This window comes from Pseudomonas sp. H3_D04 (assembly GCF_054669175.1).
In genome coordinates this window covers 4,367,048-4,392,049 of the sequence record NZ_CP162801.1, presented here as the reverse complement: position 1 = coordinate 4,392,049, position 25,002 = coordinate 4,367,048, and the positions used below count along the sequence as shown (strand labels likewise).

General features: G+C 60.7%; 25 protein-coding genes. 12 read left to right on the top strand and 13 right to left on the bottom strand.

Going from position 1 to position 25,002, the window contains the following annotated elements; translation table 11 throughout:
* Nucleotides 1–24: 24 nt before the first annotated feature.
* Complete coding sequence (locus tag AB4N91_RS20285; protein WP_460111716.1) at nucleotides 25–2,475, bottom strand: penicillin acylase family protein; 2,451 nt, start codon at nucleotides 2,473–2,475, stop codon at nucleotides 25–27.
* 178 nt (nucleotides 2,476–2,653) lie between these two features.
* On the opposite strand from AB4N91_RS20285, the gene AB4N91_RS20280 reads away from it, so the two are divergent.
* Nucleotides 2,654–3,211, top strand: a complete 558-nt coding sequence (locus tag AB4N91_RS20280; RefSeq protein WP_154503375.1) for a cysteine hydrolase family protein — start codon at nucleotides 2,654–2,656, stop codon at nucleotides 3,209–3,211.
* Between the two features lie 120 nt (nucleotides 3,212–3,331).
* Here the strand turns inward: AB4N91_RS20280 and AB4N91_RS20275 are convergent, their stop codons facing one another.
* The 4 genes from AB4N91_RS20275 to AB4N91_RS20260 are packed head-to-tail and all read right to left on the bottom strand — an operon-like array spanning nucleotide 3,332 to nucleotide 5,057.
* The gene (locus tag AB4N91_RS20275; RefSeq protein ID WP_007906737.1) at nucleotides 3,332–3,541 is read right to left on the bottom strand and encodes an SEC-C metal-binding domain-containing protein; all 210 of its coding nucleotides are present in this window, start codon (nucleotides 3,539–3,541) and stop codon (nucleotides 3,332–3,334) included.
* Nucleotides 3,538–4,032 (bottom strand): LEA/WHy family protein, encoded by a 495-nt coding sequence (locus AB4N91_RS20270; protein ID WP_083374890.1) that lies wholly within the window; start codon nucleotides 4,030–4,032, stop codon nucleotides 3,538–3,540. Before AB4N91_RS20270 ends, AB4N91_RS20275 begins: the two co-directional genes overlap by 4 nt.
* 46 nt (nucleotides 4,033–4,078) lie before the next feature.
* The gene (locus AB4N91_RS20265) at nucleotides 4,079–4,555 is read right to left on the bottom strand and encodes a YchJ family protein (RefSeq protein ID WP_083374889.1); all 477 of its coding nucleotides are present in this window, start codon (nucleotides 4,553–4,555) and stop codon (nucleotides 4,079–4,081) included.
* Nucleotides 4,556–4,559: 4 nt separating this feature from the next.
* Nucleotides 4,560–5,057: a DUF6231 family protein gene (locus AB4N91_RS20260; RefSeq protein WP_010462634.1), complete on the bottom strand. Its 498-nt coding sequence runs from the start codon at nucleotides 5,055–5,057 to the stop codon at nucleotides 4,560–4,562.
* Between the two features lie 189 nt (nucleotides 5,058–5,246).
* On the opposite strand from AB4N91_RS20260, the gene AB4N91_RS20255 reads away from it, so the two are divergent.
* The 4 genes from AB4N91_RS20255 (at nucleotide 5,247) to AB4N91_RS20240 (ending at nucleotide 7,923) form a co-directional block, all read left to right on the top strand.
* Nucleotides 5,247–5,942 carry an OmpA family protein gene (locus AB4N91_RS20255; protein ID WP_083374888.1) on the top strand — a complete coding sequence of 232 codons (696 nt, stop codon included), beginning with the start codon at nucleotides 5,247–5,249 and terminating at the stop codon, nucleotides 5,940–5,942.
* Between the two features lie 90 nt (nucleotides 5,943–6,032).
* The gene (locus AB4N91_RS20250; protein WP_010462630.1) at nucleotides 6,033–6,746 is read left to right on the top strand and encodes an OmpA family protein; all 714 of its coding nucleotides are present in this window, start codon (nucleotides 6,033–6,035) and stop codon (nucleotides 6,744–6,746) included.
* 147 nt (nucleotides 6,747–6,893) lie between these two features.
* Entirely contained in the window at nucleotides 6,894–7,172 is a 279-nt protein-coding gene (locus tag AB4N91_RS20245) for a DUF1145 domain-containing protein (protein WP_010462628.1), read from the top strand.
* A complete protein-coding gene (locus tag AB4N91_RS20240) occupies nucleotides 7,165–7,923 on the top strand; it encodes a collagen-like triple helix repeat-containing protein (RefSeq protein WP_010462626.1) in 759 nt (252 codons plus the stop codon). The genes AB4N91_RS20245 and AB4N91_RS20240 overlap by 8 nt, the downstream gene beginning before the upstream one ends.
* Before the next feature lie 121 nt (nucleotides 7,924–8,044).
* On the opposite strand, the gene AB4N91_RS20235 is transcribed toward AB4N91_RS20240, so the two are convergent.
* Complete coding sequence (locus tag AB4N91_RS20235; protein ID WP_010462624.1) at nucleotides 8,045–8,509, bottom strand: CopD family protein; 465 nt, start codon at nucleotides 8,507–8,509, stop codon at nucleotides 8,045–8,047.
* A 99-nt stretch (nucleotides 8,510–8,608) separates the two neighbouring features.
* Here AB4N91_RS20235 and dinG point away from each other — a divergent pair, with 99 nt between their 5' ends.
* The 5 genes from dinG to pdxH all read left to right on the top strand — a co-directional run bounded on the left by dinG (nucleotide 8,609) and on the right by pdxH (nucleotide 16,609).
* Nucleotides 8,609–10,753 (top strand): ATP-dependent DNA helicase DinG, encoded by a 2,145-nt coding sequence (gene dinG, locus AB4N91_RS20230; protein ID WP_077749573.1) that lies wholly within the window; start codon nucleotides 8,609–8,611, stop codon nucleotides 10,751–10,753.
* Between the two features lie 96 nt (nucleotides 10,754–10,849).
* A complete protein-coding gene (locus AB4N91_RS20225; protein ID WP_460111714.1) occupies nucleotides 10,850–13,369 on the top strand; it encodes a beta-galactosidase in 2,520 nt (839 codons plus the stop codon).
* A 202-nt stretch (nucleotides 13,370–13,571) separates the two neighbouring features.
* The gene (locus AB4N91_RS20220; protein ID WP_077749571.1) at nucleotides 13,572–14,717 is read left to right on the top strand and encodes a serine hydrolase domain-containing protein; all 1,146 of its coding nucleotides are present in this window, start codon (nucleotides 13,572–13,574) and stop codon (nucleotides 14,715–14,717) included.
* A 113-nt stretch (nucleotides 14,718–14,830) separates the two neighbouring features.
* Nucleotides 14,831–15,937: an OmpA family protein gene (locus AB4N91_RS20215; protein WP_427701157.1), complete on the top strand. Its 1,107-nt coding sequence runs from the start codon at nucleotides 14,831–14,833 to the stop codon at nucleotides 15,935–15,937.
* Between the two features lie 24 nt (nucleotides 15,938–15,961).
* A complete protein-coding gene (gene pdxH, locus AB4N91_RS20210) occupies nucleotides 15,962–16,609 on the top strand; it encodes a pyridoxamine 5'-phosphate oxidase (protein WP_010462613.1) in 648 nt (215 codons plus the stop codon).
* 5 nt (nucleotides 16,610–16,614) lie between these two features.
* Here the strand turns inward: pdxH and AB4N91_RS20205 are convergent, their stop codons facing one another.
* Nucleotides 16,615–16,851 carry a hypothetical protein gene (locus AB4N91_RS20205; RefSeq protein WP_221108569.1) on the bottom strand — a complete coding sequence of 79 codons (237 nt, stop codon included), beginning with the start codon at nucleotides 16,849–16,851 and terminating at the stop codon, nucleotides 16,615–16,617.
* Nucleotides 16,852–17,017: 166 nt separating this feature from the next.
* On the opposite strand from AB4N91_RS20205, the gene AB4N91_RS20200 reads away from it, so the two are divergent.
* Entirely contained in the window at nucleotides 17,018–17,482 is a 465-nt protein-coding gene (locus AB4N91_RS20200; RefSeq protein WP_010462609.1) for an outer membrane lipoprotein, read from the top strand.
* Nucleotides 17,483–17,549: 67 nt separating this feature from the next.
* Here AB4N91_RS20200 and AB4N91_RS20195 read toward each other — a convergent pair whose 3' ends face one another.
* From AB4N91_RS20195 to nhaA, 3 genes are all read right to left on the bottom strand, one after another.
* A complete protein-coding gene (locus tag AB4N91_RS20195; protein ID WP_077749568.1) occupies nucleotides 17,550–17,801 on the bottom strand; it encodes a pyocin S6 family toxin immunity protein in 252 nt (83 codons plus the stop codon).
* An 11-nt stretch (nucleotides 17,802–17,812) separates the two neighbouring features.
* Nucleotides 17,813–19,003, bottom strand: coding sequence for an S-type pyocin domain-containing protein (locus AB4N91_RS20190; RefSeq protein ID WP_460111711.1), 1,191 nt, complete (start codon nucleotides 19,001–19,003; stop codon nucleotides 17,813–17,815).
* 120 nt (nucleotides 19,004–19,123) lie between these two features.
* Nucleotides 19,124–20,311: a Na+/H+ antiporter NhaA gene (gene nhaA / locus AB4N91_RS20185; protein ID WP_010462602.1), complete on the bottom strand. Its 1,188-nt coding sequence runs from the start codon at nucleotides 20,309–20,311 to the stop codon at nucleotides 19,124–19,126.
* A gap of 237 nt (nucleotides 20,312–20,548) precedes the next feature.
* On the opposite strand from nhaA, the gene AB4N91_RS20180 reads away from it, so the two are divergent.
* Nucleotides 20,549–21,646, top strand: coding sequence for a PLP-dependent cysteine synthase family protein (locus tag AB4N91_RS20180; protein WP_191650638.1), 1,098 nt, complete (start codon nucleotides 20,549–20,551; stop codon nucleotides 21,644–21,646).
* 113 nt (nucleotides 21,647–21,759) lie between these two features.
* Here AB4N91_RS20180 and AB4N91_RS20175 read toward each other — a convergent pair whose 3' ends face one another.
* The 3 genes from AB4N91_RS20175 to AB4N91_RS20165 all read right to left on the bottom strand — a co-directional run bounded on the left by AB4N91_RS20175 (nucleotide 21,760) and on the right by AB4N91_RS20165 (nucleotide 24,902).
* On the bottom strand, nucleotides 21,760–23,373 hold the full coding sequence (locus AB4N91_RS20175) for an NAD(P)/FAD-dependent oxidoreductase (RefSeq protein WP_077749565.1): 1,614 nt from the start codon (nucleotides 23,371–23,373) through the stop codon (nucleotides 21,760–21,762).
* 94 nt (nucleotides 23,374–23,467) lie between these two features.
* Nucleotides 23,468–24,121, bottom strand: coding sequence for a COG3650 family protein (locus tag AB4N91_RS20170; RefSeq protein WP_010462597.1), 654 nt, complete (start codon nucleotides 24,119–24,121; stop codon nucleotides 23,468–23,470).
* Between the two features lie 181 nt (nucleotides 24,122–24,302).
* A complete protein-coding gene (locus AB4N91_RS20165) occupies nucleotides 24,303–24,902 on the bottom strand; it encodes a short chain dehydrogenase (RefSeq protein WP_200667834.1) in 600 nt (199 codons plus the stop codon).
* Between the last annotated feature and the right edge of the window lie 100 nt (nucleotides 24,903–25,002).

Here is a 25,002-nt window from a genome sequence, read left to right as displayed (position 1 = left end):
GGGAACGATCAGTGGCGAAAGGGGTTACTTGCCGGGTGTCAGGGTCAACCGTGTCTTGCCGTACACCTTGTCAAAGTTCTGCGGTTGCATCGGCAGGCTCATGTATTGCCCCTTCAGCCACGGATCAATGCTGTCGAGGTAGTGCGGGCTCGCCGGGTTGCCGGACTGACCGGTGCTGTTCTGCCCCATCAGCGGTTCTGCCTGGCTGAAGTCCACGATAAAGCGCATGGCTGGCGCCAGCGTCGTGTTGAAGTCCTGACCCCAGGTGAAGGCCGCCGTGTTCAGCGTCGTGTGATCGCCGCCGGCCGCGAGCGGACCGCGCACGGTCTGGCCGCTGGCATTCCTCCACTCATAGCGGTGCAACTTGCCCCACTGCCAGGCTTTGTGATCGCCGCCCAATTGACTGTCACCGGCGCTGATCGCCGCCGCCAGACTGCGAGCGAGGATTGCCGGCTTGTCTTCTTTCTGCGGCGTGCGTGCGTCATCCCAGAACGGACTGTCTTCACGGCCCAGCAAGTGATCGGCCTGAGCCGCGTAGGACAACTTGCCGTTGGCGATAAAGGCTTTCCACGCCGGGCTGCTTTCCGGGCCCAGTTCGTCGAGGAAGATCTGTTTGGTGCTTTCCTGCAGGAACAGCTCGTAGATCGCCGCATCCGCAGAGGTCGGGCTGAGTTTGCCGTCGAAGGCCATCAAGCGGGTGTACGCCTCGCGAGCCTTGCCGCGATCGGCAACCGGCAGGGCTTCGATGGCTTGTTTGAGCGGCTGGGCCATGCCCGGCGCTTCAAACATTTTTTTCAGTTTGGCGGCGAACGTCGTGGTCTGGTCGTATTGCATCGCGATCACGCTGCGCGTGTCGTGTTTGCCCACACCCGCCAGTTCGGCCAGGCGTTCGCCACGTTCCGGAGCCGACCAGGAATTGGACAGCTGCATGCCGTAGCCATGGGGAATGACCCGCTGGTTGGCGGTGCCGAGCCAGCCTTGGGACGGGTCCTGGTCATACGGGTGGAGCATCGGGTCGGCGTAGCCGTCCCAATCGTAGCGACCTTCCCAGCCCGGCGACGGCAGCAGGCCTTCGCCTTCGCGACGGTTCGGGTAACGCCCGGTGACTTGCCAGCCGATGTTGCTGGCGTCGGCGAACACCAGGTTCAAGGCGATGGCGCGGATTTCACGGCTGGCGTCCGAGGCTTTCTCGACGGTCTGTGCCCGGGACAGGTCGAAAAACGCGTCCAGGGTTTTATCGTCGGTGAAATTCGGCGTCTGCAAAGCCAGGCCGAAACCATTGGCCAGCGTCATGCCCTGGGCGCTGTTGAGCAAAGGACCGTGGCGGGTTTCGTACACCACTTCGCGAATCGGCCGCTGGCCTTTGACGAAGTAGGTTTCGTTGCGCACGATCGCCGGCTGCCATTTGCCGCCGACTTCATAGGTGAGGCCGTTGCCCTGGCGTTTGATTTTTTCCAGGAACAGGTCCTGGTTGTCGCCCATGACCGAGGTCATGCTCCACGCCACTTTGCCGTTGAAACCGCCGAGCACCATGGGCAAACCGGCAATCGTCACACCAGAGGCCTGGTACTTCGGTGCACGAATCTGCACGTAGCTGAACAACGAAGGCACACCCAAAGGCCCATGGCTGTCGCTGGCCAGCAGGCTTTTGCCACTGCGGCTGCGTTGCGGGCCGATGGTCCAGTTGTTCGACGAGGTGGCGCCCAGCAGATTCAGGTCGGACAGTTGCCCGGTGGCTTTGCTGATTTGCGTCAGGCCCGGGATGGCGCCATTGAGTTTGATGCCCTGCAGTTTTTCAGCTTCGCCCAGCGGCAGTTTTTCGTCGGGGGCGGACGGCGTCAGCCACCCGAGTTTGTCCGTGGTGACGGTCTGGGCCAGCATCAGTGCGTTGATTTCTTCTGGCAGGTTGGCCGACTGACTGAAGTTCAGCAGGCAGAAAATCAGCGCCGAGTCTTCCGGTTGCCAGTATTCAGGCTTGTAACCGCTGGCGGCGAGGTCGGCCGGCAGCTTGTCGCGGAAACGGAACAGGTAGGCGTTGACGCCGCGCGCATAGACTTCGAAGAAGCGTTTGAGGCGCGGCGACGATGCCTTGTACAACTCGCCCGCGCTTTTCTTCAGATTGACGGCGCGCATGTAGCGGTCGGCGTCCAGCAGGTCCGAACCGGACATCTCTGACAAACGGCCCTGGGCCAACAGGCGCAAGGTGACCATTTGCGTGATGCGGTCGCTGGCGTGGACATAACCGAGGGCGAACAGGGCGTCGTGGAAGCTGTTGCTCTCGATCAGCGGCATGCCCATGGCATTGCGGCGCACCGAAACGTTCTGCGCCAGGCCCTTGAGCGGCTGTACGCCGGTGGTCGGCGGGAGGGTGTCCTGGGTGTTCCAGGTCTGACAACCGGTCAGGCTCAAAACACCGGCCACTGCTGCGGCAACGCCGAACCGGGGAAGAAAATGTGTAAGGGCTGGCGAGGCCATGGCAAAGCTCCTGCGGGGGGTAGCGTCATTAAAGGCGCTACGTTAGTGAGCAGGAGGAGGGCGCGCAAGCAGGGTGTCAGGTTATTTCAGGATTTGTCCGATAAACACAATCTTGCCTGTAAGCGGAAGTGATGCTGAAGTGCCTGAAATTCAATGACCTGTTGTGAGAAAAGTCGGCATGGAGCTTAAGACCAACGCAGCACTGATCATCATCGACCAACAAAAAGGTATTTTGCAGCCCCGGCTCGGGCGCCGAAATAATCCTCAGGCCGAGGAACGAATTGTCGATTTGCTGGCGTATTGGCGGCGAACCGGACGGCCGGTGATTCATGTGCAGCACCTGTCCCGTTCACCGGAATCGGTGTTCTGGCCGCAGCAAGCAGGCGTTGAGTTTCAGGAACGCTTCATGCCCCAGGCCGGCGAACAACTGATTCAGAAACAGGTACCGGATGCATTTTGTGCGACCGGGCTGGAGGCGATTTTGCGCGAGGCGGGGATCGAGCAGTTGATCATCGTGGGCGTTGCGACCCATAACTCGGTGGAGTCCACGGCGCGAACGGCCGGGAACCTGGGATTTGACGCGTGGGTGGCGGAGGATGCGTGCTTTACGTTCGACAAGGCCGATTATTTTGGCCATGCGCACTCAGCCGAGGAAGTGCATGCGATGTCGCTGGGGAATTTGCACGGGGAATATGCGACGGTCGTGAGTACTGCACAGATATTGAAGGCTGGCTGAATTCCCTGCGGGAGCGACGCACCGTCGCTCCCGCAGGGGGATGCGTGCACAGAACCAATGTGGGAGCGGGCTTGCTCGCGAAGTCGATTCAAGCGGCGAAGACGTTCTTCGCCCGAAGCATCAAGCGCCGTGGCACTTCTTGAATTTCTTGCCGTTGCCGCATGGGCAAGGGTCGTTGCGGCCGACATCTTTCAGGGCGTTGCGCACCGGTTCCTGGTGGGCGTGGCCGCAGTTCGGGCCGTGGACATGGCCGTGGTCGTGATCATGGTGGTCGTGATGGTCATGATCGTGGTTGCAGTCAGGGCCATGGACATGGGGTTGCTGGGTCATCGGTTTTGCTCCGGAATTAAATCGGCGGGGATTATCACGCCATTGCGCGCCAGGTGCACGTAGTGCGCGATGAATAAACCGGTTTCCATTTCACCTTCCAGACGATAGGGGATGGGCTGATCGGGTTTTTTCAGCATTTTCACCAGGTCCCGCACCTTGGGCCACAGGTTGGTGCGAATCGGCACCTTGAAATAGGCGCTGCGTTTGGGGCCGACGGTGAACCAGTGTTCATGCTCGCCTTCGGCCAGCAGCATGTCGCCCAAGTGAATACGGTACTCGAGGCCGCGCACCGTCAGGTCGCTGTCATTGGGATTGTCGACGCGAAAGTGCAGGATGAATTTCTGCTCCAGCAGTTTGGCGCGGACCACTTCAACCTTCACCAGGTGCACCTGCGGGTCCGGCAGATCGTCTCCGAACCAGGACGCGCAGCCGCCGAGCCCCAGAAAGAGGAGCGAGGAGAAGAGAAAAAGTGCAAGGCGCCGGGTGATCATGGTCGTGTTTCTCCCTAGAACGCCAGTCTAGCCCTTTGGAATCACCTCACGCGCCGAAATACCCCGCGCAACACTTCTTGAATTTCTGCCCGCTGGCGCACGGGCAGGCATCGTTGCGTCCGGCCTTGAGTGGCACGGTGGGGTCGATGAAGTACCAGTGCCCGCCGTTCTGCACGAACGAGGAGCGCTCGCGGTGGCTGTGTTCACCACCACCGTCATGCCAGCGTGCGGTGAACGTGACGAATGCGTGTTCCGGTTGACCGCCCAATACCTCGGAGCTTTCCACCTCCAGACCCAGCCAGGTGCTTTGCGCGCTCCAGTCGCTGATGGACTGACGATCCAGGCCGGCCTGTTGCGCGGGCAGGGTGGTTGCCACCAGATAGTCGATCAAACCCAGCACATAGGCGCTGTAGCGCGAGCGCATCAAGGCTTCGGCGCACGGCGCCGGATGCCCGGCATGGTAATGGCCGCAGCAGGCATCGAGCAGGGTGCCGCTGCCGCAAGGGCAAATGGATGTACTCATTGCGTTACCACCAATATTTCCCGAAGTTTTCCGGATTGGCCCAGAACCGCGAGTTGAGCCAGTCGGGCACCTGTTTATAGTCAAGCAGATCGTAGGTGAACAGCGTCAGCACTTGTTCATCGCGCTGGAAGCGTTCACTGGCTTGCAAGGCCAGGGAAAAGAAATCCGTCTCCTGCCAGCCGCTGGCCGGCAAATCCGCCAGCACCGCAATGCGGCTGGCGTTCAGATTACGGATCCCGCCTAAAAGATTCAGACCGTCACGCTTTGGCAGGTGTTCAAGGCAATCGACCACCAGCGCCAGATCAAAGCGGCGCGCCGCCAGTTCGGCCGGCAGTGCACCCGGTGCCGCATGCGCCACGCAGCTGTCCGGGTGCGCGAGCTTGAACGCCTCAAGTGCGGGGAATTCGCTGGCGCCGATCAACAACAGGCGCGCGGGGGCGTATCGATCAAGCAAAGCGGCCAACGCCTGCTGGGGCGTGCGCGAAGAAATACCTGCAATCATCAGAGTTCCTCAAAAAGAGCACCAAGACTAGCCTGCCCAAACGTGCGGGCCTAGAGCGGGTTTGCACCAAAATCGGCGAACGGCCGTGAATACGTGACTAAACAGCGGTGGCCTATTGCTGGCGGAGATTAAAACTCCGGTCTTTACTCCCTGAATCGGTTTCAAGCCGATCCCTCAGGAGAAAACTAGATGAGCATAGTTCGGACAGCATTACCCTTGGTTCTGCTAACCAGTGTGTTGACTGGTTGCGCAGGTTTGCAGAAAACCGACTGGCCGACCTGTGCAGGGGTCGGTGGTGTCATCGGTGCGGGTCTCGGTGCGACCGAGAGTACGGCATGGGCGGGGTATGGCGCGCTGGCCGTCGGCAGTTTCGCCGCGGCTTATTGCTGGGTGCATGGCGATGGCGACGAAGACGGCGATGGTGTGCCGGACAGTCGCGACAAGTGTCCGGGTACGCCTCGAGGCGTGAAGGTCGATGCCGACGGCTGCCCTCCACCGGTACCTGCGCCAGTGGTCGAAGAAGTCGTGGTGGTCAAGGAAGAAGTCATTGTCATCCGCGATGTCCACTTCCAGTTCGACAAAGCCACACTCACGCCTGCCGATAAAGATGTACTCAACACAATCGCCACGCGCCTGAAACAGGAAGCCTCCACCGCTCAATTGACCGTGACCGGCCATACCGACAGCGTGGGCAGTGATACCTACAACCAGAAACTGTCGGATAAGCGTGCTCACTCGGTGGTTGAATACCTCATCCAGCAAGGCGTCCCACGCAGCAGCTTCGTGTCTGTGACCGGTGCCGGTGAAAGCCAGCCGGTGGCCGATAACAAAACCGCTGACGGCCGTGCGCAGAACCGTCGCACGGAAATCAAAATCAACCGCTAAGTCCCATCCGCTCCGCGGCTTGTGCAGTCGCGGATGCGGGTCTTTACTCCTGTGTAACCGGTATGGGCCGGTAACACAGGAGCTTTCACAATGAGCGTTCTCACAAGGACCGTCTTGCCGGTTCTGCTGCTAGGCAGCCTGTTGACCGGTTGCGCCACTCACAGCGATGGCACCGCCCCTCTCAATCAACGTACCTGGCCGATCTGCAGCCTCATCGGCGGACTGGTCGGCGGCGGTCTGGGCGCGATTGAAAGTGCCGGCTGGGCAGGCGGTGGCGCAGCACTCGGTATCTTGACCGGTGGCTTGATCTGTTACGCCCAGGATGGCGATGAGGACGAAGACGGCGTTTTCGATCGGCGTGATCGTTGCCCCGATACCCCGGCCAATACGCCTGTCGAACACCATGGTTGTCCGCTGCCGCAGTACCCGGCCAGCGTGAAACCTGTCGAAGTTGTTGAGCCCGAAGTCATCACGCTGCCCAGCGACGTGCTGTTTGCCTTCAACAAGTCTGACCTGAGTCCCGCCGCGCAGAGTCAATTGGATTCGCTGATGTCCAAACTGCAATTCGCCGATGTGGTGAGCATCAAGGTGATCGGTCATACCGACAGCGTCGGTTCGGATGAATACAACCAGGCACTTTCGGAGCGTCGCGCCAGCAGTGTGGCGGCTTATCTGTTGAGCCAGGGCATTGCGCCGAGCAAACTCACCAGCGAAGGCAAAGGCGAAAGCCAGCCGTTGGCCGACAACGAAACGGATGAAGGACGCGCGAAAAACCGTAGGGTGGAATTGCACATTAATCGCTAAGCCCCGAAATAGAGCCGTCGGACAACAGTGGCTGTTGATTCGACGGCCATTCGGCGGCCTTCATGAAGAATTTTCTGTTGCCCTCTGGCTTATCCCTCGCGGAAGCCGTTACTTTGCGCGCAAAGAATAATTCTCAACGGGGGGCGTATGAAGGTGTTTTGGGGGCTGGGGAAGTTGTTGACCCTGCTGTTTTGGCTGGTGGTGCTGGTCAATCTGCTGATGCCGTTTGTCAATCCGTTGCACCTGCTGGTCAATCTGGCTGGCGGCGTGTTGGCGTCTCTTCATCTGCTTGAGGCGGTGTTCTGTTTCCGCAGCCTCAGAGGTCGCGCCCACCCTTGGCGTGATCGCTTGAAGATCCTGTTTTTCGGCGTATTCCACCTGCAAACCCTCCCGGCTCCGACCGTATCGAAGGCTTCCCATGCGTAAACTCTGTCTGCTCGCCGCACTCATCAGCCCATTGGCCTGCGCCCAGGTGGTCAGTGTCGAAACCAATTCATTGATGCGCCTGCCCAACACCGCCAGCACCTTGCAGCTTGAACGCCTGGAAGTCGCCGATTACGGCACTTTGTTGATTCCTTCGAACGTGACCGAAGTCACCGTCGGCGAATTGCATCTGGGGCGTGAGGCGCGGATCGCCATCGTGCCAAGTGAGCAGGTACTGGAGTTGAAAGTCAGTCGTGCCGAATTGTCTGAAGGCAGCCAGATCACGGCTCGCGGGGCGCCGGGAACTTACCTCAAGGCCGCTCGCTCCGGACGCAACCTGAATTTGCAGATCAAGGCACTGAATGCACCGCTGTTGTCGGTAGACGCTCGCGGTGGCGCGGGCGCGCCAGGTTTTGTCGGCCTTGATGGGGCCAACGGTCAGGCGCCGGGTTGCACATGGGGCCAGGCCGGCCGCGGTGCCGATGGCAGCAATGGCAGTGATGGTCAGCCGGGGGCGCCGGGGGCGCTGGTCAGGCTGGAAGTGCCACGGGATTATCCGGCTGAACAGATCAAGGTTCAGGTGGCGGGTGGTGCCGGTGGCATCGCGGGGCCTGGCGGCAAGCCGGGCGCGGGCGGCAAGGCGAAGGGTTGCCTCGTTTACGAGGCCGATGGCGGCAAAAGCGGTCGTCCTGGGATTGATGGACAGCCGGGGCCTGCGGGTGCGGCGGGTTCGGTGACCGTTCAAAGGTTGTAAGAACGACCGAGATCCTGTGGCGAGGGAGCTTGCTCCCGCTGGACTGCGCAGCAGTCCTATTTTGGGGCCGCTTCGCAACCCAGCGGGAGCAAGCTCCCTCGCCACAGTTGTACTGTTTGCTTTAGAACATCGGTCTGGCCGCAGCAATCGCCACCAGCACCAACCCGACAATCAAATTGATCCCCACCAACTTGCGAATCTTCCCAAGCACCGCAGCCCCGGTCGGCCAATCCTGTGCGCCCACCGCCGTGCGCAACTCTGGAAGCAGCAACGCTTGAATCCGGATAAACAGCGCGGTCATCACCACATACAAGCCCATCATCACCTGCACATACCGCGGCGCCGCCTCAAACCCGGCGTATTGCAGATGAATCATGCCCACGCCACTGATCGGCAATAGCACCACCGCGACCCAGACCCAGCGGAAAAAACCTTGAAACACTTCCACCCACAGCTTCAAACGGGCAGGCCCCTCCAGCGCCTTCATCGCTGCAGGCCGCAAGACCATCCAGGCGAAAAACATACCGCCGACCCACACCAGGGCGGACAGGACGTGCAGGGTGTAAACGATGCCAAAAGGTGTCATTGAGGTACTCCGTTCTGCGCGGGATTAATTAGCGGGGTATGATAGCGGCCCATACGAACCACTGAAAATTTATCCAGCGTTTTTTGCGCCCGACAATCCATGATCAGCACCGAACTCAAAACCACGATCCAGGGCGCCTACTCGCGTTTTCTTGAAGCCAAGAGCCTCAAACCGCGCTACGGCCAACGCCTGATGATCGCCGAAATTGCCAAAGTCCTCGGTGACATCGACACCGACGACGAAGGCCGGCGCAGTGGCGACCCCGCGATTGTCGCGGTGGAAGCCGGCACCGGTACCGGTAAAACCGTGGCCTACAGCCTGGCGGCGATACCCACCGCCAAGGCCGCTGGCAAACGCCTGGTCATCGCCACGGCCACCGTGGCCCTGCAAGAGCAGATCGTCTACAAGGATTTGCCCGACCTGATGCGCAACAGCGGTCTGAATTTCAGCTTCGCCCTGGCCAAGGGGCGTGGGCGCTACATGTGCCTGTCCAAGCTCGACATGTTGCTCCAGGAAGGTCACGCGCAAACCGCCACGGCTCAGCTGTTCGAAGAAGAAGGTTTCAAGATCGAGGTCGATGAGGCCAGCCAGAAGCTCTTCACCAGCATGATCGAGAAGCTCGCCGGCAATAAATGGGACGGCGACCGCGACAGTTGGTCCACTGCCCTGGAAGACGCCGACTGGGCGCGCCTGACGACCGATCACAGCCAGTGTACTAACCGTCATTGCCCCAACTTCGGCCAGTGCGCCTTCTACAAGGCCCGCGAAGGCATGGGCAAGGTTGACGTGATTGTCACCAACCACGACATGGTCCTGGCAGACCTGGCGTTGGGCGGCGGCGCCGTGCTGCCGGACCCGCGCGATACCATTTACGTATTCGACGAAGGCCACCACCTGCCGGACAAGGCCATCGGCCATTTCGCCCACTACACGCGCCTGCGTTCCACCGCCGACTGGCTGGAAACTACCGCCAAGAACCTCACCAAACTACTGGCCCAGCATCCGCTGCCGGGTGACCTGGGCAAGTTGATCGAGCAGGTGCCGGAGCTGGCTCGCGAGATCAAGACCCAGCAGCAGTTCATGTTCACCGCGTGCGAGCAAGTGGCCGATTTCAAGCCCGGCGAAGACGTCGAAGGCCGCGAACGGCCGCGACACCGTTTCGTCGGCGGGGTGATTCCCGAGCACATGCGCGAAATGGGCGTCGAGCTGAAGAAGGGCTATGCCCGTCTGACCGACCTGTTCACCCGGCTCACCGAACTGCTCAAGGAAGGCATGGACGGCGAGGTCAATATCGGCATCGCCAGCAACCAGGCCGAAGAGTGGTATCCGCTGTTCGGCAGCCTGTTGTCCCGTTCTTCGGGCAACTGGGAATTGTGGGTCGCGTTCACCGCTGAAGACCCGGAAGACAACCCGCCCATGGCCCGCTGGCTGACCCTGGCCGAAAGCGGTTCGCTGTTCGACATCGAGGTCAATGCCAGCCCGATCCTCGCCGCGGAAATGCTCCGGCGCAACCTGTGGAACGTCGCTTATGGCGCACTGGTGACTTCGGCGACCCTGACCGCTCTCGGCACCTTCGACCGTTTCCGCATGCGTGCCGGCCTGCCAAAAAAAGCCGTGACTGCCGTGGTCCCGAGCCCGTTCCATCACGCCGACGCCGGTGTGTTGCGGGTGCCGGACCTGAAAGCCGACCCGCGTGACGCACCGGCCCACACCGCCGCGATCATCCGTGACTTGCCAGCCTTGGTGGAAGGTTCGCGCGGCACCCTGGTGCTGTTCTCCTCGCGCAAACAGATGCAGGACGTGTTCGACGGCCTGGACCGCGACTGGCGCAAGCAAGTGTTCATTCAAGGCAACCTGTCGAAACAGGAAACCCTGAACAAGCACAAGGCGCGTGTTGATGGCGGAGACTCCAGCGTGCTGTTCGGCCTGGCGAGTTTTGCCGAAGGGGTCGACTTGCCCGGTGCGTATTGCGAACACGTGGTGATCGCGAAGATTCCGTTCTCGGTGCCCGACGACCCGGTCGAAGCGGCCCTGGCCGAATGGATTGAAGCCCGTGGCGGCAATCCGTTCATGGAAATCTCCGTGCCCGACGCCTCGCTGAAACTGGTCCAGGCCTGCGGCCGCTTGCTGCGTACCGAGGAAGACCGCGGCACCATCACCCTGCTGGATCGACGCCTGGTCACCCAGCGTTATGGCAAAGCAATCCTCAACGCATTGCCGCCATTCCGTCGCGAAATTTCCTGAAACACCGGTGGGCTTTTTTGCCCACCGCGTTGTCTATCGTTCAGCCACCACCTTTCCATTGGCCCATTGAGGGTCGTTCGGGAGAAACACGTTCCTATGATTCGCTGTTCGTTGCCTGCTGTTTTCGCCCTGATGTTCGCAGCCCCTTTGCTGGCAGCCCCTGCCGGCCAACAGACGCTGTTCAACTTTGTGCGCCCCGCCGATGTGGTCCAGGTGGCAACTCAGGATGCCAGCCTGCCGCAATCCAATGCGGAGCAAACGGCCGAAGGTGAAGTGCTGCGTCGGGTGACGTTCAACCCGGTGGCGCAACCGACCTTGCGTCTGACCCCGCAAACCGGCGCCTGGGACTGGTCCCAGTCAGGTGTCATGAGCTTGCGCATTCAGAGCGCGATGGACTGGGCCGTGACCCTGTACGTGAAAATCCAGAGCAACGATGGCAAGACCCTGATCAGTCGTGTCGACTTGCCCGCCGGACCGGCGCAGACCCTGTTGGTGCCGCTGCAACCGAGTTCGCCGCTGAGCCAGGGCATGAAGGCCGGGCCGCCGATGCCGATGACGTTTGACGGCCAACGGGTATTGCTGGCCAGCAGCGCCGGTGAGCTGGATCGCAGCCAGGTGGTGTCGGTGACGTTGTCGATGGATCAGCCGAAAGTAGCCCAAAGTATCTTGCTTGAGCGCTTTGGCGTGCAGGACGGTGAAGCGGTGACCAAGGCGGCATACGGCGGCCTGGTGGACGCTTACGGTCAATCGACCCGGGCCAAATGGCCGGAGAAGGTCGGTAGCGATGAGCAACTGAAAAGCGCCGCCGCCAAAGAACGGCAACAAACCAGAACCTGGCTCGCCGAGCGCCAGAAGTTGTCCCTGGACAAGTTCGGCGGCTGGAACAAAGGCCCGACGTTCAAGGCCAGCGGTTTTTTCCGCACGGAAAAACGTGACGGTCGCTGGTACCTGGTGACCCCGGAAGGGCATCCGTTCTATTCGCTGGGGGTCAATACCGTTACCCCGAACGTCAACCAGACCTACATCGCCGGCCGCGAGTGGATGTTTGAATCCCTGCCAAAACCGGAAGAATCCTTGGCCAGTCATTATGGCGAAGGCGACAACCGTGGCGGCAACGGCGCCGATCAGGGCCGTGGTTATAACGCCGGTCGCTGGTACGATTTCTATGGCGCTAACTTGCAGCGCCTGTACGGCGAACCGTGCGCGCTGGGCAGCGACACCAAGGCCGGTGTCGCCGAAGCGGCCAAGGCTGATGCCGTCGAGGCCACGGCCGACAAGGCCGACAAGGCCGCCGAGCAACCTGTCGCACCTACGACTGCCGAATCCGGCGTCGCCGAAGCCGCCAAGACCGGCGCGGAGGAAGCGACCGTCGCCAAAGCCGTCGAGCAAAAACCTGCTGAACCCTGCAAAGCCGTGGTTGATGAACAACGCTGGGCCAGCCATACCCTGGACCGCCTGCAAGCCTGGGGTTTCAACACGGTCGGCAACTGGAGCGCTCCGGCGCTGGCCAATGCTGACCGTGTGCCGTACACCTTGCCGCTGTCGATCGTCGGCGATTACGCCAGCATCAGCACCGGCACCGATTGGTGGGGCGGCATGCCCGACCCGTTCGACCCACGCTTCGCCATGGCCACCGAACGCGCCGTGGCCATCGCCGCCCGTGACCATCGCGACGATCCCTGGCTGATCGGTTACTTCGCCGACAACGAACTGGCCTGGGCCGGCCCCGGCGACGATCCGAAAGCCCGTTACGCACTGGCCTACGGCACCTTGAAAATGACCACCGACGTGCCGGCCAAACGGGCGTTTCTCAAGCAGTTGCGCGACAAGTACCGCAATCAGGCCGGCCTTTCCAAGGCCTGGGGCATCGACTTGCCGGCCTGGGAATTGATGGAAGACCCGGGTTTCGTGCCGCCGCTGCCGAGCGCCGAACACCCGGAAATCGAGGCTGATTTCAAATACTTCCAGAAGGTCTTCGCCGATACCTACTTCAAGACCCTTTCCGATTCGCTCAAGTGGCACGCACCGAACCAGTTGCTGCTGGGCGGTCGCTTCGCCACCAGCACCCCGGAAGCCGTTGAGTCCTGCGCCCAGTACTGCGACGTACTGAGCTTCAACATGTACACCCTGCAACCGCAAGACGGCTATGACTTCGCCAAATTGCGCAGCCTGGACAAACCGGTGCTGATCACCGAGTTCAACTTCGGCTCCGCTGATCGCGGTCCTTTCTGGGGCGGCGTGACGCAGTTGGCCAAGGAAGAAGACCGTGGCCCGGCTTATGCCAACTTCCTCAAACAGGCGTTGAGCGAACCGTCGATTGTCGGCGTGCACTGGTTCCAGTACCTCGATCAACCGGTGACCGGACGTCTGCTGGATGGCGAGAACGGTCACTTTGGCCTGGTGGGCATTACCGATCTGCCGTTCCAGGGCTTTGTCGACAGCGTGCGCAAGAGCAACCTGGCGACCGTTGACCAGTTGGGCAAGGAGGCTGAGAAGGCCAAGGCTGAAGCGGATAAAGCCAGCCATGAAGGCGAGGGCGGTAAAAAAGGTGATGCGGGCAAAGGCGTGGGGCAAGGTGTGGGCCATGCCGGCGGCCATTCGGCCAACGGTCACTGAGTCCTGCTCGACCGCGTTATCGTTCTTCGCGAGCAGGCTCGCTCCCACCATGGTCCTGCGTGATCCTTGGGGAGCGAGCCTGACGACAATTTCTGATCCAATCCATGGGCAACCGACCGCCCGGCTCACGCCTGTTCCCAAAACCTTCAATGGCTGGAACAATGCGGGCCACTTTGTAGAACGATAGTCCGGGGAGTTGCGGGTGCAGATTCAGGGTCATTACGAGCTTAAGTTCGAAGCAGTGCGTGAAGCGTTCGCGGCGCTGTTCGACGATCCTCAGGAACGTGGTGCGGCGTTGTGCATCCAGGTCGGTGGCGAAACCGTCCTCGACCTCTGGGCCGGTACCGCCGACAAGGATGGCCTTGAAGCCTGGCACAGCGACACTATCGCCAACCTGTTCTCCTGCACCAAGACCTTCACTGCCGTCACCGCCCTGCAATTGGTGGCCGAAGGCAAGTTGCAACTGGATGCCCCGGTGGCGCGCTACTGGCCCGAATTCGCCGCTGCCGGCAAAGACTCCGTCACCTTGCGTCAGTTGCTCTGCCATCAGGCCGGTCTGCCGGCACTGCGCGAGTTGCTGGCACCCGAAGCGCTCTACGACTGGTACACCATGGTCGATGCCCTTGCTGCCGAAACGCCGTGGTGGACACCGGGCGAAGGCCACGGTTACGCGGCAATCACCTATGGCTGGCTGGTGGGCGAGTTGCTGCGCCGTGCCGACGGTCGTGGGCCGGGCTCATCGATTGTGGCGCGGGTCGCCAAGCCGTTAGGGCTGGATTTCCATGTGGGCCTGGCGGACGAAGAGTTCCATCGCGTGGCGCACATCGCCCGCGGCAAGGGCAACGTTGGCGATGCGGCGGCCCAGCGCTTGCTGCAAGTGACTATGCGCGAGCCGACCGCAATGACCACCCGGGCCTTCACTAACCCGCCGTCGATCATGACCAGCACCAACAAACCCGAATGGCGCCGGATGCAACAACCCGCCGCCAATGGCCACGGTAACGCCCGTAGCCTTGCTGGTTTCTACGCCGGCCTGCTTGATGGCAGCCTGCTGGAAAGCGAAATGCTCGAGGAGCTGACCCGCGAACACAGCCTTGGCGAAGACAAGACTTTATTGACCCGGACCCGCTTTGGCCTGGGTTGCATGCTCGATCAACCGGACGTTCCCAATGCGACCTACGGCCTCGGCCCGCGTGCATTCGGCCATCCTGGCGCTGGCGGCTCCATCGGTTTTGCTGACCCGGAACATGATGTGGCCTTCGGATTTGTGACAAATACACTGGGGCCTTACGTCTTGATGGATCCGCGCGCGCAGAAGCTTGCGCGGGTACTGGCCACTTGTCTGTAATACGCACTCTCGGGCTCCAGGGCCGGAACCCGAAGGCCATTATGGTTTCCAACCGTCTGTTTATCCGGTCACGCCGGCCTGATTTTTTATGATTTCATTTTTGTGGATATCCAATGTCATTCAATAAAACCACCCTTGCCTTGGCCCTGTGTGTCGCGATCACCGGTTGTGCACAGACCCCACAAAATGATTCGGATGGCAGCAGCTGGTGGCCGTTCGGCTCCTCCGACAAAGTCGCGGCGAAAGAGCCGGCTCCGGCCCCGACCCCAGCCCCTTTGAAAACGGCCGCCGCGGCTCCAGTGACCAAAGCTGAAAGTTCCAACCCTTGGTACTGGCCGTTCGGCTCCGATGAAGCGCTCGACAAAAAGCCCGAAGTAAAACCCGAAGCCAAGCCTGTCGAAGTGGCCAAGGCTGAAGCTGAAGCCGGTGGAAAGTGGTGGTGGCCGTTCGGGGGTAAAGATCAACCCACCGCCAAAGCCGTGCCGATGCCGGATCCTAAAGTCACTCAAGCCTGGCTCGACGACTACGAGCCGCGCCTGCGTGAAGCGATCAAGGACAGCAATCTGCAACTTGAGCGTCGTGAAAACGTATTGGTCGTGACCGCGCCGGTAGAAGGCTCGTTCAACCCGGACCGTCCGGCCATGTTGCTGCCCGTGACCCTAGGCCCGTTCACTCGCGTCGCGAAAATCCTGGAAGTCGATCCTAAGACCGCCGTCCTGGTACTGGGTCACAGTGACACCTCGGGCGCCGCACCGGCCAACGTCAAACTGAGCCAGGAGCGTGCGCAAGCCGTCGCTGCGATCTTCCGCCTCAGCGGTTTGCAGCGTGATCGCCTGATGCTGCGCGGCATGGGCGGTGAAGCCCCTCGTGCAGCCAACGACAGCAACGAAGGTCGCGCCTTGAACCGTCGTGTGGAATTGCTGGTGACTCCGCAAAACACCATGGTCGCGTTGCTGAGCAAGTACAACATGCCGGCTCCGGCGCCCGTTCGCCTGGTCGCTGCCCAGGACGTCAAGCCAGTGGTCAAGCCTGTCACGCCTGCACCTGCGGCGAAAAAAGCGGCTGTGCCTGCTGCGAAAAAAGCCCCGGCCAAGAAAGCCGCCAAGGCTCCAGCCAAGAAGACACCGGCTAAAACCGCGACCCCGGCGAAAAAGACTACCCCAGCAAAAGCCGCAGCGGCTGACAAGAAAGTCGCCGCTGCCGATGCTGCAAAGAAGTGATTCGTTAACCAAAAGGAATGCGCCATGACCCAGGGCCTGGCTGATATGCGTCGCGACTACACCCGTGACGGTCTGACCGAGGCGCAAGCCCCGGCCGAGCCGTTCGGACTGTTCCATCAGTGGTTTGCGGACGCGGTGAAAACCGAGCAACCGCCGGTGGAGGCCAATGCCATGACCCTGGCCACCGTCGATCAGGACGGTCGGCCGCATTGCCGCATTCTGCTGCTCAAGGGCCTGGACGAAGAGGGTTTCACCTTCTTCACCAACTACGACAGCGCCAAAGGCCAGCATCTGGCGGCAAACCCGTTCGCCGCCATGACGTTTTTCTGGCCGACCCTGGAGCGCCAGGTGCGCATCGAAGGGCGGGTGGTGAAGGTTACGGCTGAAGAGTCCGACGCCTATTTCCAGGTCCGTCCGCTGGGCAGTCGTCTCGGTGCCTGGGCTTCGCCCCAGAGCCGGGTGATCGCCGATCGTGCTGAACTGGAAGCGCTGCTCAAGAACACCGAGCAACGTTTCAGCGACACTCAACCGCACTGCCCGGAACATTGGGGCGGTTACCGCTTGCTACCCGAGCGCATCGAGTTCTGGCAAGGCCGTCCGAGCCGCCTGCACGATCGCCTCAACTACCGTTTGCAAGGCGCCGACTGGATTCTTGAACGTCTGGCACCTTAAGCAGTCTACCGATCGGGATAGCCTGCCGCAGCGGCTTCAAGCCACTGGGGCAGGTCCCGGCGCTTGATCTTCTGCGCCTGAGCGCTTGCCAGTTGCTCGAGCATGAACGCTTTTTTCTGCTCGTCTTTACCCGCCAGCGACAACGCCAGATCGCGGTCCATCCAGCGCTTGATCCGCACGTACAGCCACCAGTGGAAGTACAAACCGGCGACCGTGGTGACAACAATGATGAAATAATCCATGAAAATCCTTGGGTCAGTGGGGCAGGTTTTTCGGTTTGCCGCTACTGTGTGGTGAGTTCCGAGGCGCCTGTACCGAGCCTGAATGAAACCAACTTTATCCGGGCGATGCCGTGACAGACGTCAAGCTGCGGAGTTTAATGAATACTTGTCCTTTGGAGTTGATGCTATGCGTAAGTCTGTTCTGCTGGTTGCTTCCTTTTCCACGATGGCGATGTTGCTCACCGGCTGCCAATCGAGCCTGACCGGTGACTCCTATTCCCGTGACGAAGCGCGTCGTGTGCAGACCGTTCGCATGGGCACCATCGAATCCTTGCGTCCGGTGAAAATCGAAGGCACCAAGACCCCGATCGGCGGCGCAGCGGGCGCAGTGGTCGGCGGTGTCGGCGGTAGCGCCATCGGCGGCGGTAAAGGCAGCATCGTCGCTGCGGTCATCGGCGCCGTGGCGGGCGGCCTGCTCGGTTCAGCCACTGAAGAAGGCCTGACCCGCACCCAAGGCGTGGAAATCACCGTCCGTGAAGACGACGGCAGCATGCGCGCCTATGTGCAGCAGGTTCAGGAGAATGAAGTGTTCCGCGTGGGCGAGCGGGTGCGGATTGCGACTGTTGACGGTACGAGCCGCGTTACGCACTAAGCGGGAACGAGCGGTAAAAGAAAACCCCGGCCGGGTGACTGGTTGGGGTTTTGTTTGTTAAGGATTCTCACGGCGCGGCGCGGGGGCCTATGAAATATTCCAACCCCTCGGGTAAGTCGATTTCTAATAGTTCTGCAACCTGTAGGACTTGAGTGCCTGTCAGTTCCAGCTCCCCAGGCTCTATTTCTTCCAGTTTTTTTGACTCGGTCAATTGAGCCAATGCCTGGTTCATTTCATAGTCTTTGATGGTCAGTTGGAACTGCAATGAATCATCTTGTTTTTCATCAGGGTAAAAACCGGTGATGGATAAATAGCGCATAATTTTTCTCTTCAGTTTCTTGAGGTTCTTCTACCAGGCTTTGCCTTTTTGGTTCGCTCGCCGGTTACGTGATTGAATTCGCCCAAATGCACTCCGGATTTATCGTAAAGCTCTACAGCACCGCTTTTGGAGTCCCACTCATATATACGGCCTTTGCGGTCTAGCCATCGGGCTCGTTTTTTCCCTCCACCTCGAACTGAAACCTTCGGTTTTACGGGAAATGCATCAGGGAAGCCTGGGAGGGTTTCCGGATCATCGTAGTACTTATGATCCCCCGGCATGCTCATCACTACATAAACCGGATTTACCCCCGACCCCACCGGAAAAACAAGAATGAAATCCTTGTAATCAGGCGGATACACCGGATTCACAATAATCCCGTCAGCCGCTTTCGTCGGCGGATACACCCAAATATGCGGCGCTTGCGGAGCAGCCTCCAGCGCCGGAATCCCGAGAATGTCCGAACCCTCCACTGCCGGTGTCCAGATCAGCTCAACCCCATCCCCTAGATCCGCCACCTGCTGACTGTCGCGCAAGGTGAACTGCACAACATCAACCATTTCCCAACCGCGGTTCTTGCCGGTGTAGAAGCCATAACCCTTGAGACGGCCATCCGCCTGTTGCTCGACCTGCAAGCGAACGCGGGTCCTGGCCTGTTTCAGAGCGCGCAACTGATCTTCGGTATACAGCGCGCTGTCGTCCAAGCTTGGCGTCCAGAACAGCGCGACCACCGTAGCCAGCGCGGTGGCCCCGGCGGCGCCGATTGCGGCCACCGGAGCCGCGAGCGTCGGAGCACTCAGGGCGAGTCGGCCAATGCCGAGCGAGAGGGTACTGCCGCTGATGGTTTCGAGATTCAGCTGCCCGGCATCGTCCGCTTCGCGGGCACCCAGCCAGGCGATTTCCCCGTAATCCTTGATGCTGTCGGTGGGTACCATGCCCGAAGGATTCGAGTAGTCGATGATGGCGTCCGGCAGTTTGCAGGACTTGGCGAAGACGCACCCGGCACGAACATATTCGTCCCTTTTGGGGGCGATCTCATGACTGAGCTCGAAGGCCTCTTGCCTGGCGAGCATGGCGTCGTAAGCGTTTTGTCGGGTGTCCCGCTCGGCCAGTTCGGAGGCCGTCATGAAGCGGTGAGTGACGTGGTGTCCGTCGCCGGACGGTGGGTTTTTAACCCGGGGGATATCCTTGTTTCCAGCCATTGATCTTCCTTGCGCTCGCACATCGACAGCCCCGGACAAGGGGCTGTGCGACGTTAACGAACGAGGTCAAACGTGGCTGTAGGACGAATCCTGATTGTCGTTAAGAGGGGTCTCTTTCGCTCAGGATGGCAGTGCGGTGCGCTTGCGGCTCGCTGCCGCTGTCACCGCGTAACCGATCAATGCCGCCAGAATCGAACCGGTCAAAATACCCATCCGGTCCATTCCGGCGTATTCACTGACACCCGGCTCGAAGGCCAGGGAGCCGACAAACAGGCTCATGGTGAAGCCGATACCACAGAGGATCGCGACACCCAGCACCTGGCCCCAGTTGGCGCCTTGGGGCAGGGCGGCGATGCCGATTTTCACGGCCAGCCAGGTCAGGCCGAACACACCGACGGTTTTGCCCAGCAGCAGGCCCACCGCAATGCCCATCGGCACGTGGTGAGTGAAGCTTTCCATGGTCACGCCGCTGAGCGACAGGCCGGCGTTGGCGAAGGCGAACAGCGGCAGAATGCCGTAGGCCACCCAGGGATGCAGGGCGTGTTCGAGGGTCAGCAGCGGTGACGGTTCGGCATTTTTTGTGCGCAAGGGAATGCAGAACGCCAGGGTCACACCAGCCAGCGTCGCGTGGACGCCGCTCTTGAGCACGCAGACCCAGAGGATCAAACCGATGATCATGTACGGCCCGAGCTTGACCACGCCGAGCCGGTTCATCGCGATCAAGGCGACGATGCACGACGCAGCCAATGCCAGCGAAAGTGTCGACAGTGTGCCGGAGTAGAAGATCGCAATGACGATAATGGCGCCGAGGTCGTCAATGATCGCGAGGGTCATCAGGAACAGTTTCAGCGACACCGGCACGCGCTTGCCTAGCAGGGCGAGAACGCCGAGGGCGAAGGCGATGTCGGTGGCCATCGGGATGGCCCAGCCACTCAGGGCTGCCGGGTTGTCACGATTGAGGAACCAGTAGAGGAGTGCCGGAACGACCATGCCGCCAATCGCTGCCGCGCCGGGCAGGACGATCTGCGAAGGTTTCGACAGCTGGCCGTCGAGGACTTCGCGCTTCACTTCCAGGCCGATCAGCAGGAAAAACAGGGCCATCAGGCCGTCGTTGATCCACAGCAGCGCCGGTTTGGCGATTTGCAGCGCACCGATCTGCGCCACCACCGGCGTGTCGAGGAAACTGCTGTACAGCCACGACAACGGGGAGTTGTTGATGATCAAAGCCAGGGCTGCCGCGGCGATCAATAACAGACCGCTGGCAGCTTCCAACTGAAAGAAACGCGTGAAAGTGCTACGCAGAGGCAAGGTCGCTCTCCATCGAAAAATCAAAAAGGTGGCACACCCTAACCCGTACCGTTGGTTGTTAAAACAAAAGTTATATTCTTTTTTGTTATATACCGTTACAACGCGAGGGGTTGGCACGGAGATGAGCCTAGCAGTTGCCAAACGTATTGGGCCTCAGCTGTATCTGTGCGTGGCGTGGGATTTTTCCTAAGCTTATGGGCTGAGCCTTGCACGAAGGCCGACTCAACGAGAAAAACCATCATGAGCGACAACCGACAGTGGGCCCGCGAAGCCATCCGGATCATCGAAGCCGACTTCCAGCGCAGCGCCGACACCCACCTGATCCCTTTGCCGCTCCCGGGGTTTGCGGGCATCGAGCTGTACTTCAAGGACGAGTCCAGCCATCCCACCGGCAGCCTCAAGCACCGGCTGGCGCGCTCGTTGTTCCTCTATGCCTTGTGCAACGGCTGGCTCAAACCCGGCGCGCCGGTGATTGAAGCGTCCAGCGGTTCGACGGCGATTTCCGAGGCTTACTTCGCCAGGTTGCTGGGCTTGCCGTTCATTGCGGTGATGCCGGCGACCACGTCCAAAGAGAAGATCGCGCAGATCGCGTTCTACGGCGGCAAGAGTCATCTGGTCGACGATCCGACGCAGATTTACGCCGAGTCCGAGCGCCTGGCCCGCGAACATGACGGGCATTTCATCGACCAGTTCACCTACGCCGAACGCGCCACTGACTGGCGGGCGAACAACAACATCGCCGAGTCGATCTTCCAGCAAATGCGTTTTGAACGGCACCCGGAGCCGAGCTGGCTGATTTCCAGCCCCGGCACCGGCGGCACCACCGCGACGCTGGGTCGATACGTGCGTTATCGCCAGCATTGCACCCGCGTGTTGTGCGCCGATGCCGAGCGTTCGGTGTTCTTCGATTTCTACCAGACGGGGGATGCCAGCCTGCGACTGGACCATGGTTCTCGGATTGAAGGCATTGGCCGGCCACGGGTCGAGGCGTCGTTTCTGCCCAAGGTGATCGATGCGATGGTCAAGGTGCCGGACGCGTTGTCGCTGGCAGCCATGCATTACCTGGCGCAACGTTTGGGACGGCGTGTCGGCGGGTCGAGCGGGACCAACCTGATCGGTGCCTTGATGGCGGCCGGGCAGATGGCAGCGGCGGGGGAGTCGGGGTCGATCGTGGCGATTCTGTGCGACGGCGGCGAGCGGTATGAGACCAGCTATTACGACCAGGATTGGCTCAAGGCCCAAGGGTATGAGTTGAGTGGGTTGATGGAGGTTGTCGCGGGGAGTGTCGAGCGCGGTGAACCGCTTCCCGCCAACGTTTTACGCGCGAATATCTGATACCCCCCCTGTAGGAGCGAGGCTTGCCCGCGAAGAAGTTGACGCGGTCTTCCTAAAAGACCGCATTATCGTTCTTCGCGAGCAAGCCTCGCTCCGACAAGCGGGGTGTTGCTTCAGGCTTCCAGGCCGAGGATGTCGCGGGCCACGGCTTCGGCGATCCGAATCCCGTCGACACCCGCCGACAGAATCCCGCCCGCATAACCCGCGCCTTCACCCGCCGGGAACAGACCTTTCACGTTCAGGCTCTGCATCGACTCGTTGCGGGTAATGCGCAGCGGCGACGAGGTGCGCGTCTCGATCCCGGTCAACACCGCGTCATGCAGCGAGTAACCGCGAATCTGCTTTTCGAACGCCGGCAGAGCTTCACGAATGGCTTCAATGGCAAACGCAGGCAGAGCCAGCGCCAGATCACCCAAGGCAACACCCGGTTTATAGGACGGTTCTACGCTGCCCAACTCGGTGGACGGCTTGCCGGCAATGAAGTCACCGACCAACTGCGCCGGGGCTTCGTAGTTGCTGCCGCCCAACACGTAAGCGTGGGATTCCAGGCGTTCCTGCAACTCGATACCCGCCAGCGGGCCGCCCGGGTAATCGACTTCCGGGGTGATCCCGACGACGATCCCGGAGTTGGCGTTACGCTCGTTACGCGAGTATTGGCTCATGCCGTTAGTGACCACGCGGCCCGGCTCGGATGTCGCCGCTACCACGGTGCCGCCCGGACACATGCAGAAGCTGTACACCGAGCGACCGTTCTTGGCGTGGTGCACCAGTTTGTAGTCGGCCGCCCCGAGTTTCGGGTGGCCGGCGTACTTGCCCAGGCGTGCGCGGTCGATCAGCGACTGCGGGTGCTCGATGCGGAAGCCCACCGAGAACGGCTTGGCTTCCATGAACACGCCACGGCTGTGAAGCATGCGGAAGGTGTCCCGGGCGCTGTGGCCCAAGGCAAGAATCACGTGTTTCGAATGAATCTGTTCGCCACCATTGAGCTCGACGCCGACCAGTTGGCCGTCCTCGATCAACACGTCGGTGACCCGCTGCTGGAAGCGCACTTCGCCGCCCAGCGCGCGAATCTGCTCGCGCATGTTTTCCACGACGCCGGTCAGTCGGAACGTACCGATGTGCGGTTTGCTGACGTAGAGGATTTCTTCCGGGGCGCCGGCCTTGACGAACTCGTGCAGGACTTTGCGACCGATGAATTTCGGGTCCTTGATCTGGCTATAGAGCTTGCCGTCGGAGAATGTCCCCGCGCCGCCCTCGCCAAACTGCACGTTGGATTCAGGGTTGAGTACGCTTTTGCGCCACAGGCCCCAGGTGTCTTTGGTGCGCTGACGCACTTCGGTGCCGCGTTCGAGGATGATCGGCTTGAAGCCCATTTGCGCCAGCAGCAGCCCGGCGAAAATCCCGCACGGACCAAAACCCACGACGACAGGACGTTGTTCAAGATCCGCCGGCGCCTGGCCGACCACTTTGTAGCTGACATCCGGTGCCACGTTGACGTTACGGTCATCGGCGAACTTGTGCAGCAACGCGGCCTCATCCCTGGCGGTGAGGTCGATGGTGTAGATGAAGCACAGTTCAGAGGACTTTTTGCGCGCGTCGTAGCTGCGCTTGAACAAGGTGAAATCGAGCAGGTCATCGCTGGCGATGCCCAGGCGCTGCACGATGGCAGGGCGCAGGTCTTCATCGGGATGGTCGATCGGCAACTTGAGTTCGGTGATTCGTAACATGACAGGATCCGGTTCGCGGGGCGCACAACTGCGCCAAGGCGTTTGAAGGCGGCGATTATAAGCCCCAAACGCCGGTCCCGTGAGGCAAAAACGATCAGTCGTTACGCGAGCCGCCGAAATACCCGCAACCGCGTTGCACCTGACCATCGATGCGCAGCTCGGCGCTCATGTGCTGGACGCTGCCGGTGGTGCTGTCGACGCAACGTTGCGGCGCGACCCACAGTTCGATGTGCTGGTTATTGGCTTCGGTGCTGAGATTGAAACGGCCATCGCCCAGCTGTTCTTCAACATAGGGCACGGCCAGGGGCGGCTGGCCGGCACGGTCGATAACCATGCCTTTGCCGCTGACCTTGACGTTCCACTCTGGCGAGTGGCCGGCGGCGCGCAGGATCAGCAATTTGAAATTGGGATCGTCGCAGGCGGCGCCGGAGCGTTCGACGCGGTACAGCTGTTCAAGATCAAGGCGACTGTCGACGATTTGCCCACGCACGTCGGCGAACAGCTTGCCCTGGGCATCGGCGAGGGCCGCGGCCTCTTGCAAGACGCTGGTGCCACCGCTGTCATTGACCACATAACTGCGCTGTTCATTGCACGGCTGGAACAGCAACTTGCCGTCCGCTGCCGTCAACTGACCCTGCAGGCGGGTCTGGCCCACGTGGGAGGCGCTTTCACGCGGGCCATCAAACAATTGGCAGGCGGCAAACAGCGGAAGCAGGGCGACAAGGACTAAGGAACGGGCAACACGCATCTTTGGCTCTCCAGACAAGTGCCGCCACGTTACGCAGCCTGACCGTTCATCACAACCCCAGCGATGTTCGATCTCCTGTAGGAGCGAAGCTTGCTCGCGAAGGGGCCAGTGCATCCAGCATCGTCATGAATGACAGAACGCTTTCGCGAGCAAGCTTCGCTCCTACAGTGAGGGTGGTGTGTCAGCCGACGTGAAAGGTCTGGCCGGTCTGTAGGCCCTCTACGCTTTTGGCGTAGGCCAATGCCACATCCGCTGCGGGAACCGGCTTGTAGCCCCGGAAGTACGGCGCGTAACTGCCCATGGCTTCGAGCAGAACGGTCGGGCTGATCGAGTTCACCCGCAAGCCGCGGGGCAGTTCGATGGCCGCCGCACGCACAAAGCTGTCCAGCGCGCCGTTGACCAATGCCGCCGAGGCGCCGCTGCGAATCGGGTCGTGGCTGAGCACGCCAGTGGTCAAGGTGAACGAGGCGCCGTCATTGGCGAATTCACGGCCGATCAGCAGCAGGTTGACCTGGCCCATCAGCTTGTCTTTCAAGCCCAGCGCAAAGCTTTCTTCGCTCATTTCATCCAGCGGTGCAAAGGTCACGTTGCCGGCAGCGCAGACCAGCGCATCGAATTTACCGGTTTGCTCGAACAGTTTGCGGATCGAGGCGCTGTCGCTGATATCCACATTGAAGTCGCCGCTGTGACGGCCGATGCGGATGATGTCATGGCGCTGGGACAGTTCCTTGTCGACCGCTGAACCGATGGTGCCACCTGCGCCTATCAAAAGAATTTTCATCGTGCTGTTCCTCGAAGTGGTTGAACGAGGTTGCAGTCTAGAGTGGTTTTTTCCATTGATAAGCGCGCTAATAGGCAACCTTTGGTTTTCAAATGGAAAC

Excerpts from the sequence above, each read along its gene's own strand:
- AB4N91_RS20285 (WP_460111716.1), bottom strand. The coding sequence starts at position 2,475 with ATGGCCTCGCCAGCCCTTACACATTTTCTTCCCCGGTTCGGCGTTGCC.
- AB4N91_RS20280 (WP_154503375.1), top strand. The coding sequence starts at position 2,654 with ATGGAGCTTAAGACCAACGCAGCACTGATCATCATCGACCAACAAAAA.
- AB4N91_RS20275 (WP_007906737.1), bottom strand. The coding sequence starts at position 3,541 with ATGACCCAGCAACCCCATGTCCATGGCCCTGACTGCAACCACGATCAT.
- AB4N91_RS20270 (WP_083374890.1), bottom strand. The coding sequence starts at position 4,032 with ATGATCACCCGGCGCCTTGCACTTTTTCTCTTCTCCTCGCTCCTCTTT.
- AB4N91_RS20265 (WP_083374889.1), bottom strand. The coding sequence starts at position 4,555 with ATGAGTACATCCATTTGCCCTTGCGGCAGCGGCACCCTGCTCGATGCC.
- AB4N91_RS20260 (WP_010462634.1), bottom strand. The coding sequence starts at position 5,057 with ATGATTGCAGGTATTTCTTCGCGCACGCCCCAGCAGGCGTTGGCCGCT.
- AB4N91_RS20255 (WP_083374888.1), top strand. The coding sequence starts at position 5,247 with ATGAGCATAGTTCGGACAGCATTACCCTTGGTTCTGCTAACCAGTGTG.
- AB4N91_RS20250 (WP_010462630.1), top strand. The coding sequence starts at position 6,033 with ATGAGCGTTCTCACAAGGACCGTCTTGCCGGTTCTGCTGCTAGGCAGC.
- AB4N91_RS20245 (WP_010462628.1), top strand. The coding sequence starts at position 6,894 with ATGAAGGTGTTTTGGGGGCTGGGGAAGTTGTTGACCCTGCTGTTTTGG.
- AB4N91_RS20240 (WP_010462626.1), top strand. The coding sequence starts at position 7,165 with ATGCGTAAACTCTGTCTGCTCGCCGCACTCATCAGCCCATTGGCCTGC.
- AB4N91_RS20235 (WP_010462624.1), bottom strand. The coding sequence starts at position 8,509 with ATGACACCTTTTGGCATCGTTTACACCCTGCACGTCCTGTCCGCCCTG.
- dinG (WP_077749573.1), top strand. The coding sequence starts at position 8,609 with ATGATCAGCACCGAACTCAAAACCACGATCCAGGGCGCCTACTCGCGT.
- AB4N91_RS20225 (WP_460111714.1), top strand. The coding sequence starts at position 10,850 with ATGATTCGCTGTTCGTTGCCTGCTGTTTTCGCCCTGATGTTCGCAGCC.
- AB4N91_RS20215 (WP_427701157.1), top strand. The coding sequence starts at position 14,831 with ATGTCATTCAATAAAACCACCCTTGCCTTGGCCCTGTGTGTCGCGATC.
- pdxH (WP_010462613.1), top strand. The coding sequence starts at position 15,962 with ATGACCCAGGGCCTGGCTGATATGCGTCGCGACTACACCCGTGACGGT.
- AB4N91_RS20205 (WP_221108569.1), bottom strand. The coding sequence starts at position 16,851 with ATGGATTATTTCATCATTGTTGTCACCACGGTCGCCGGTTTGTACTTC.
- AB4N91_RS20200 (WP_010462609.1), top strand. The coding sequence starts at position 17,018 with ATGCGTAAGTCTGTTCTGCTGGTTGCTTCCTTTTCCACGATGGCGATG.
- AB4N91_RS20195 (WP_077749568.1), bottom strand. The coding sequence starts at position 17,801 with ATGCGCTATTTATCCATCACCGGTTTTTACCCTGATGAAAAACAAGAT.
- AB4N91_RS20190 (WP_460111711.1), bottom strand. The coding sequence starts at position 19,003 with ATGGCTGGAAACAAGGATATCCCCCGGGTTAAAAACCCACCGTCCGGC.
- AB4N91_RS20175 (WP_077749565.1), bottom strand. The coding sequence starts at position 23,373 with ATGTTACGAATCACCGAACTCAAGTTGCCGATCGACCATCCCGATGAA.
- AB4N91_RS20170 (WP_010462597.1), bottom strand. The coding sequence starts at position 24,121 with ATGCGTGTTGCCCGTTCCTTAGTCCTTGTCGCCCTGCTTCCGCTGTTT.
- AB4N91_RS20165 (WP_200667834.1), bottom strand. The coding sequence starts at position 24,902 with ATGAAAATTCTTTTGATAGGCGCAGGTGGCACCATCGGTTCAGCGGTC.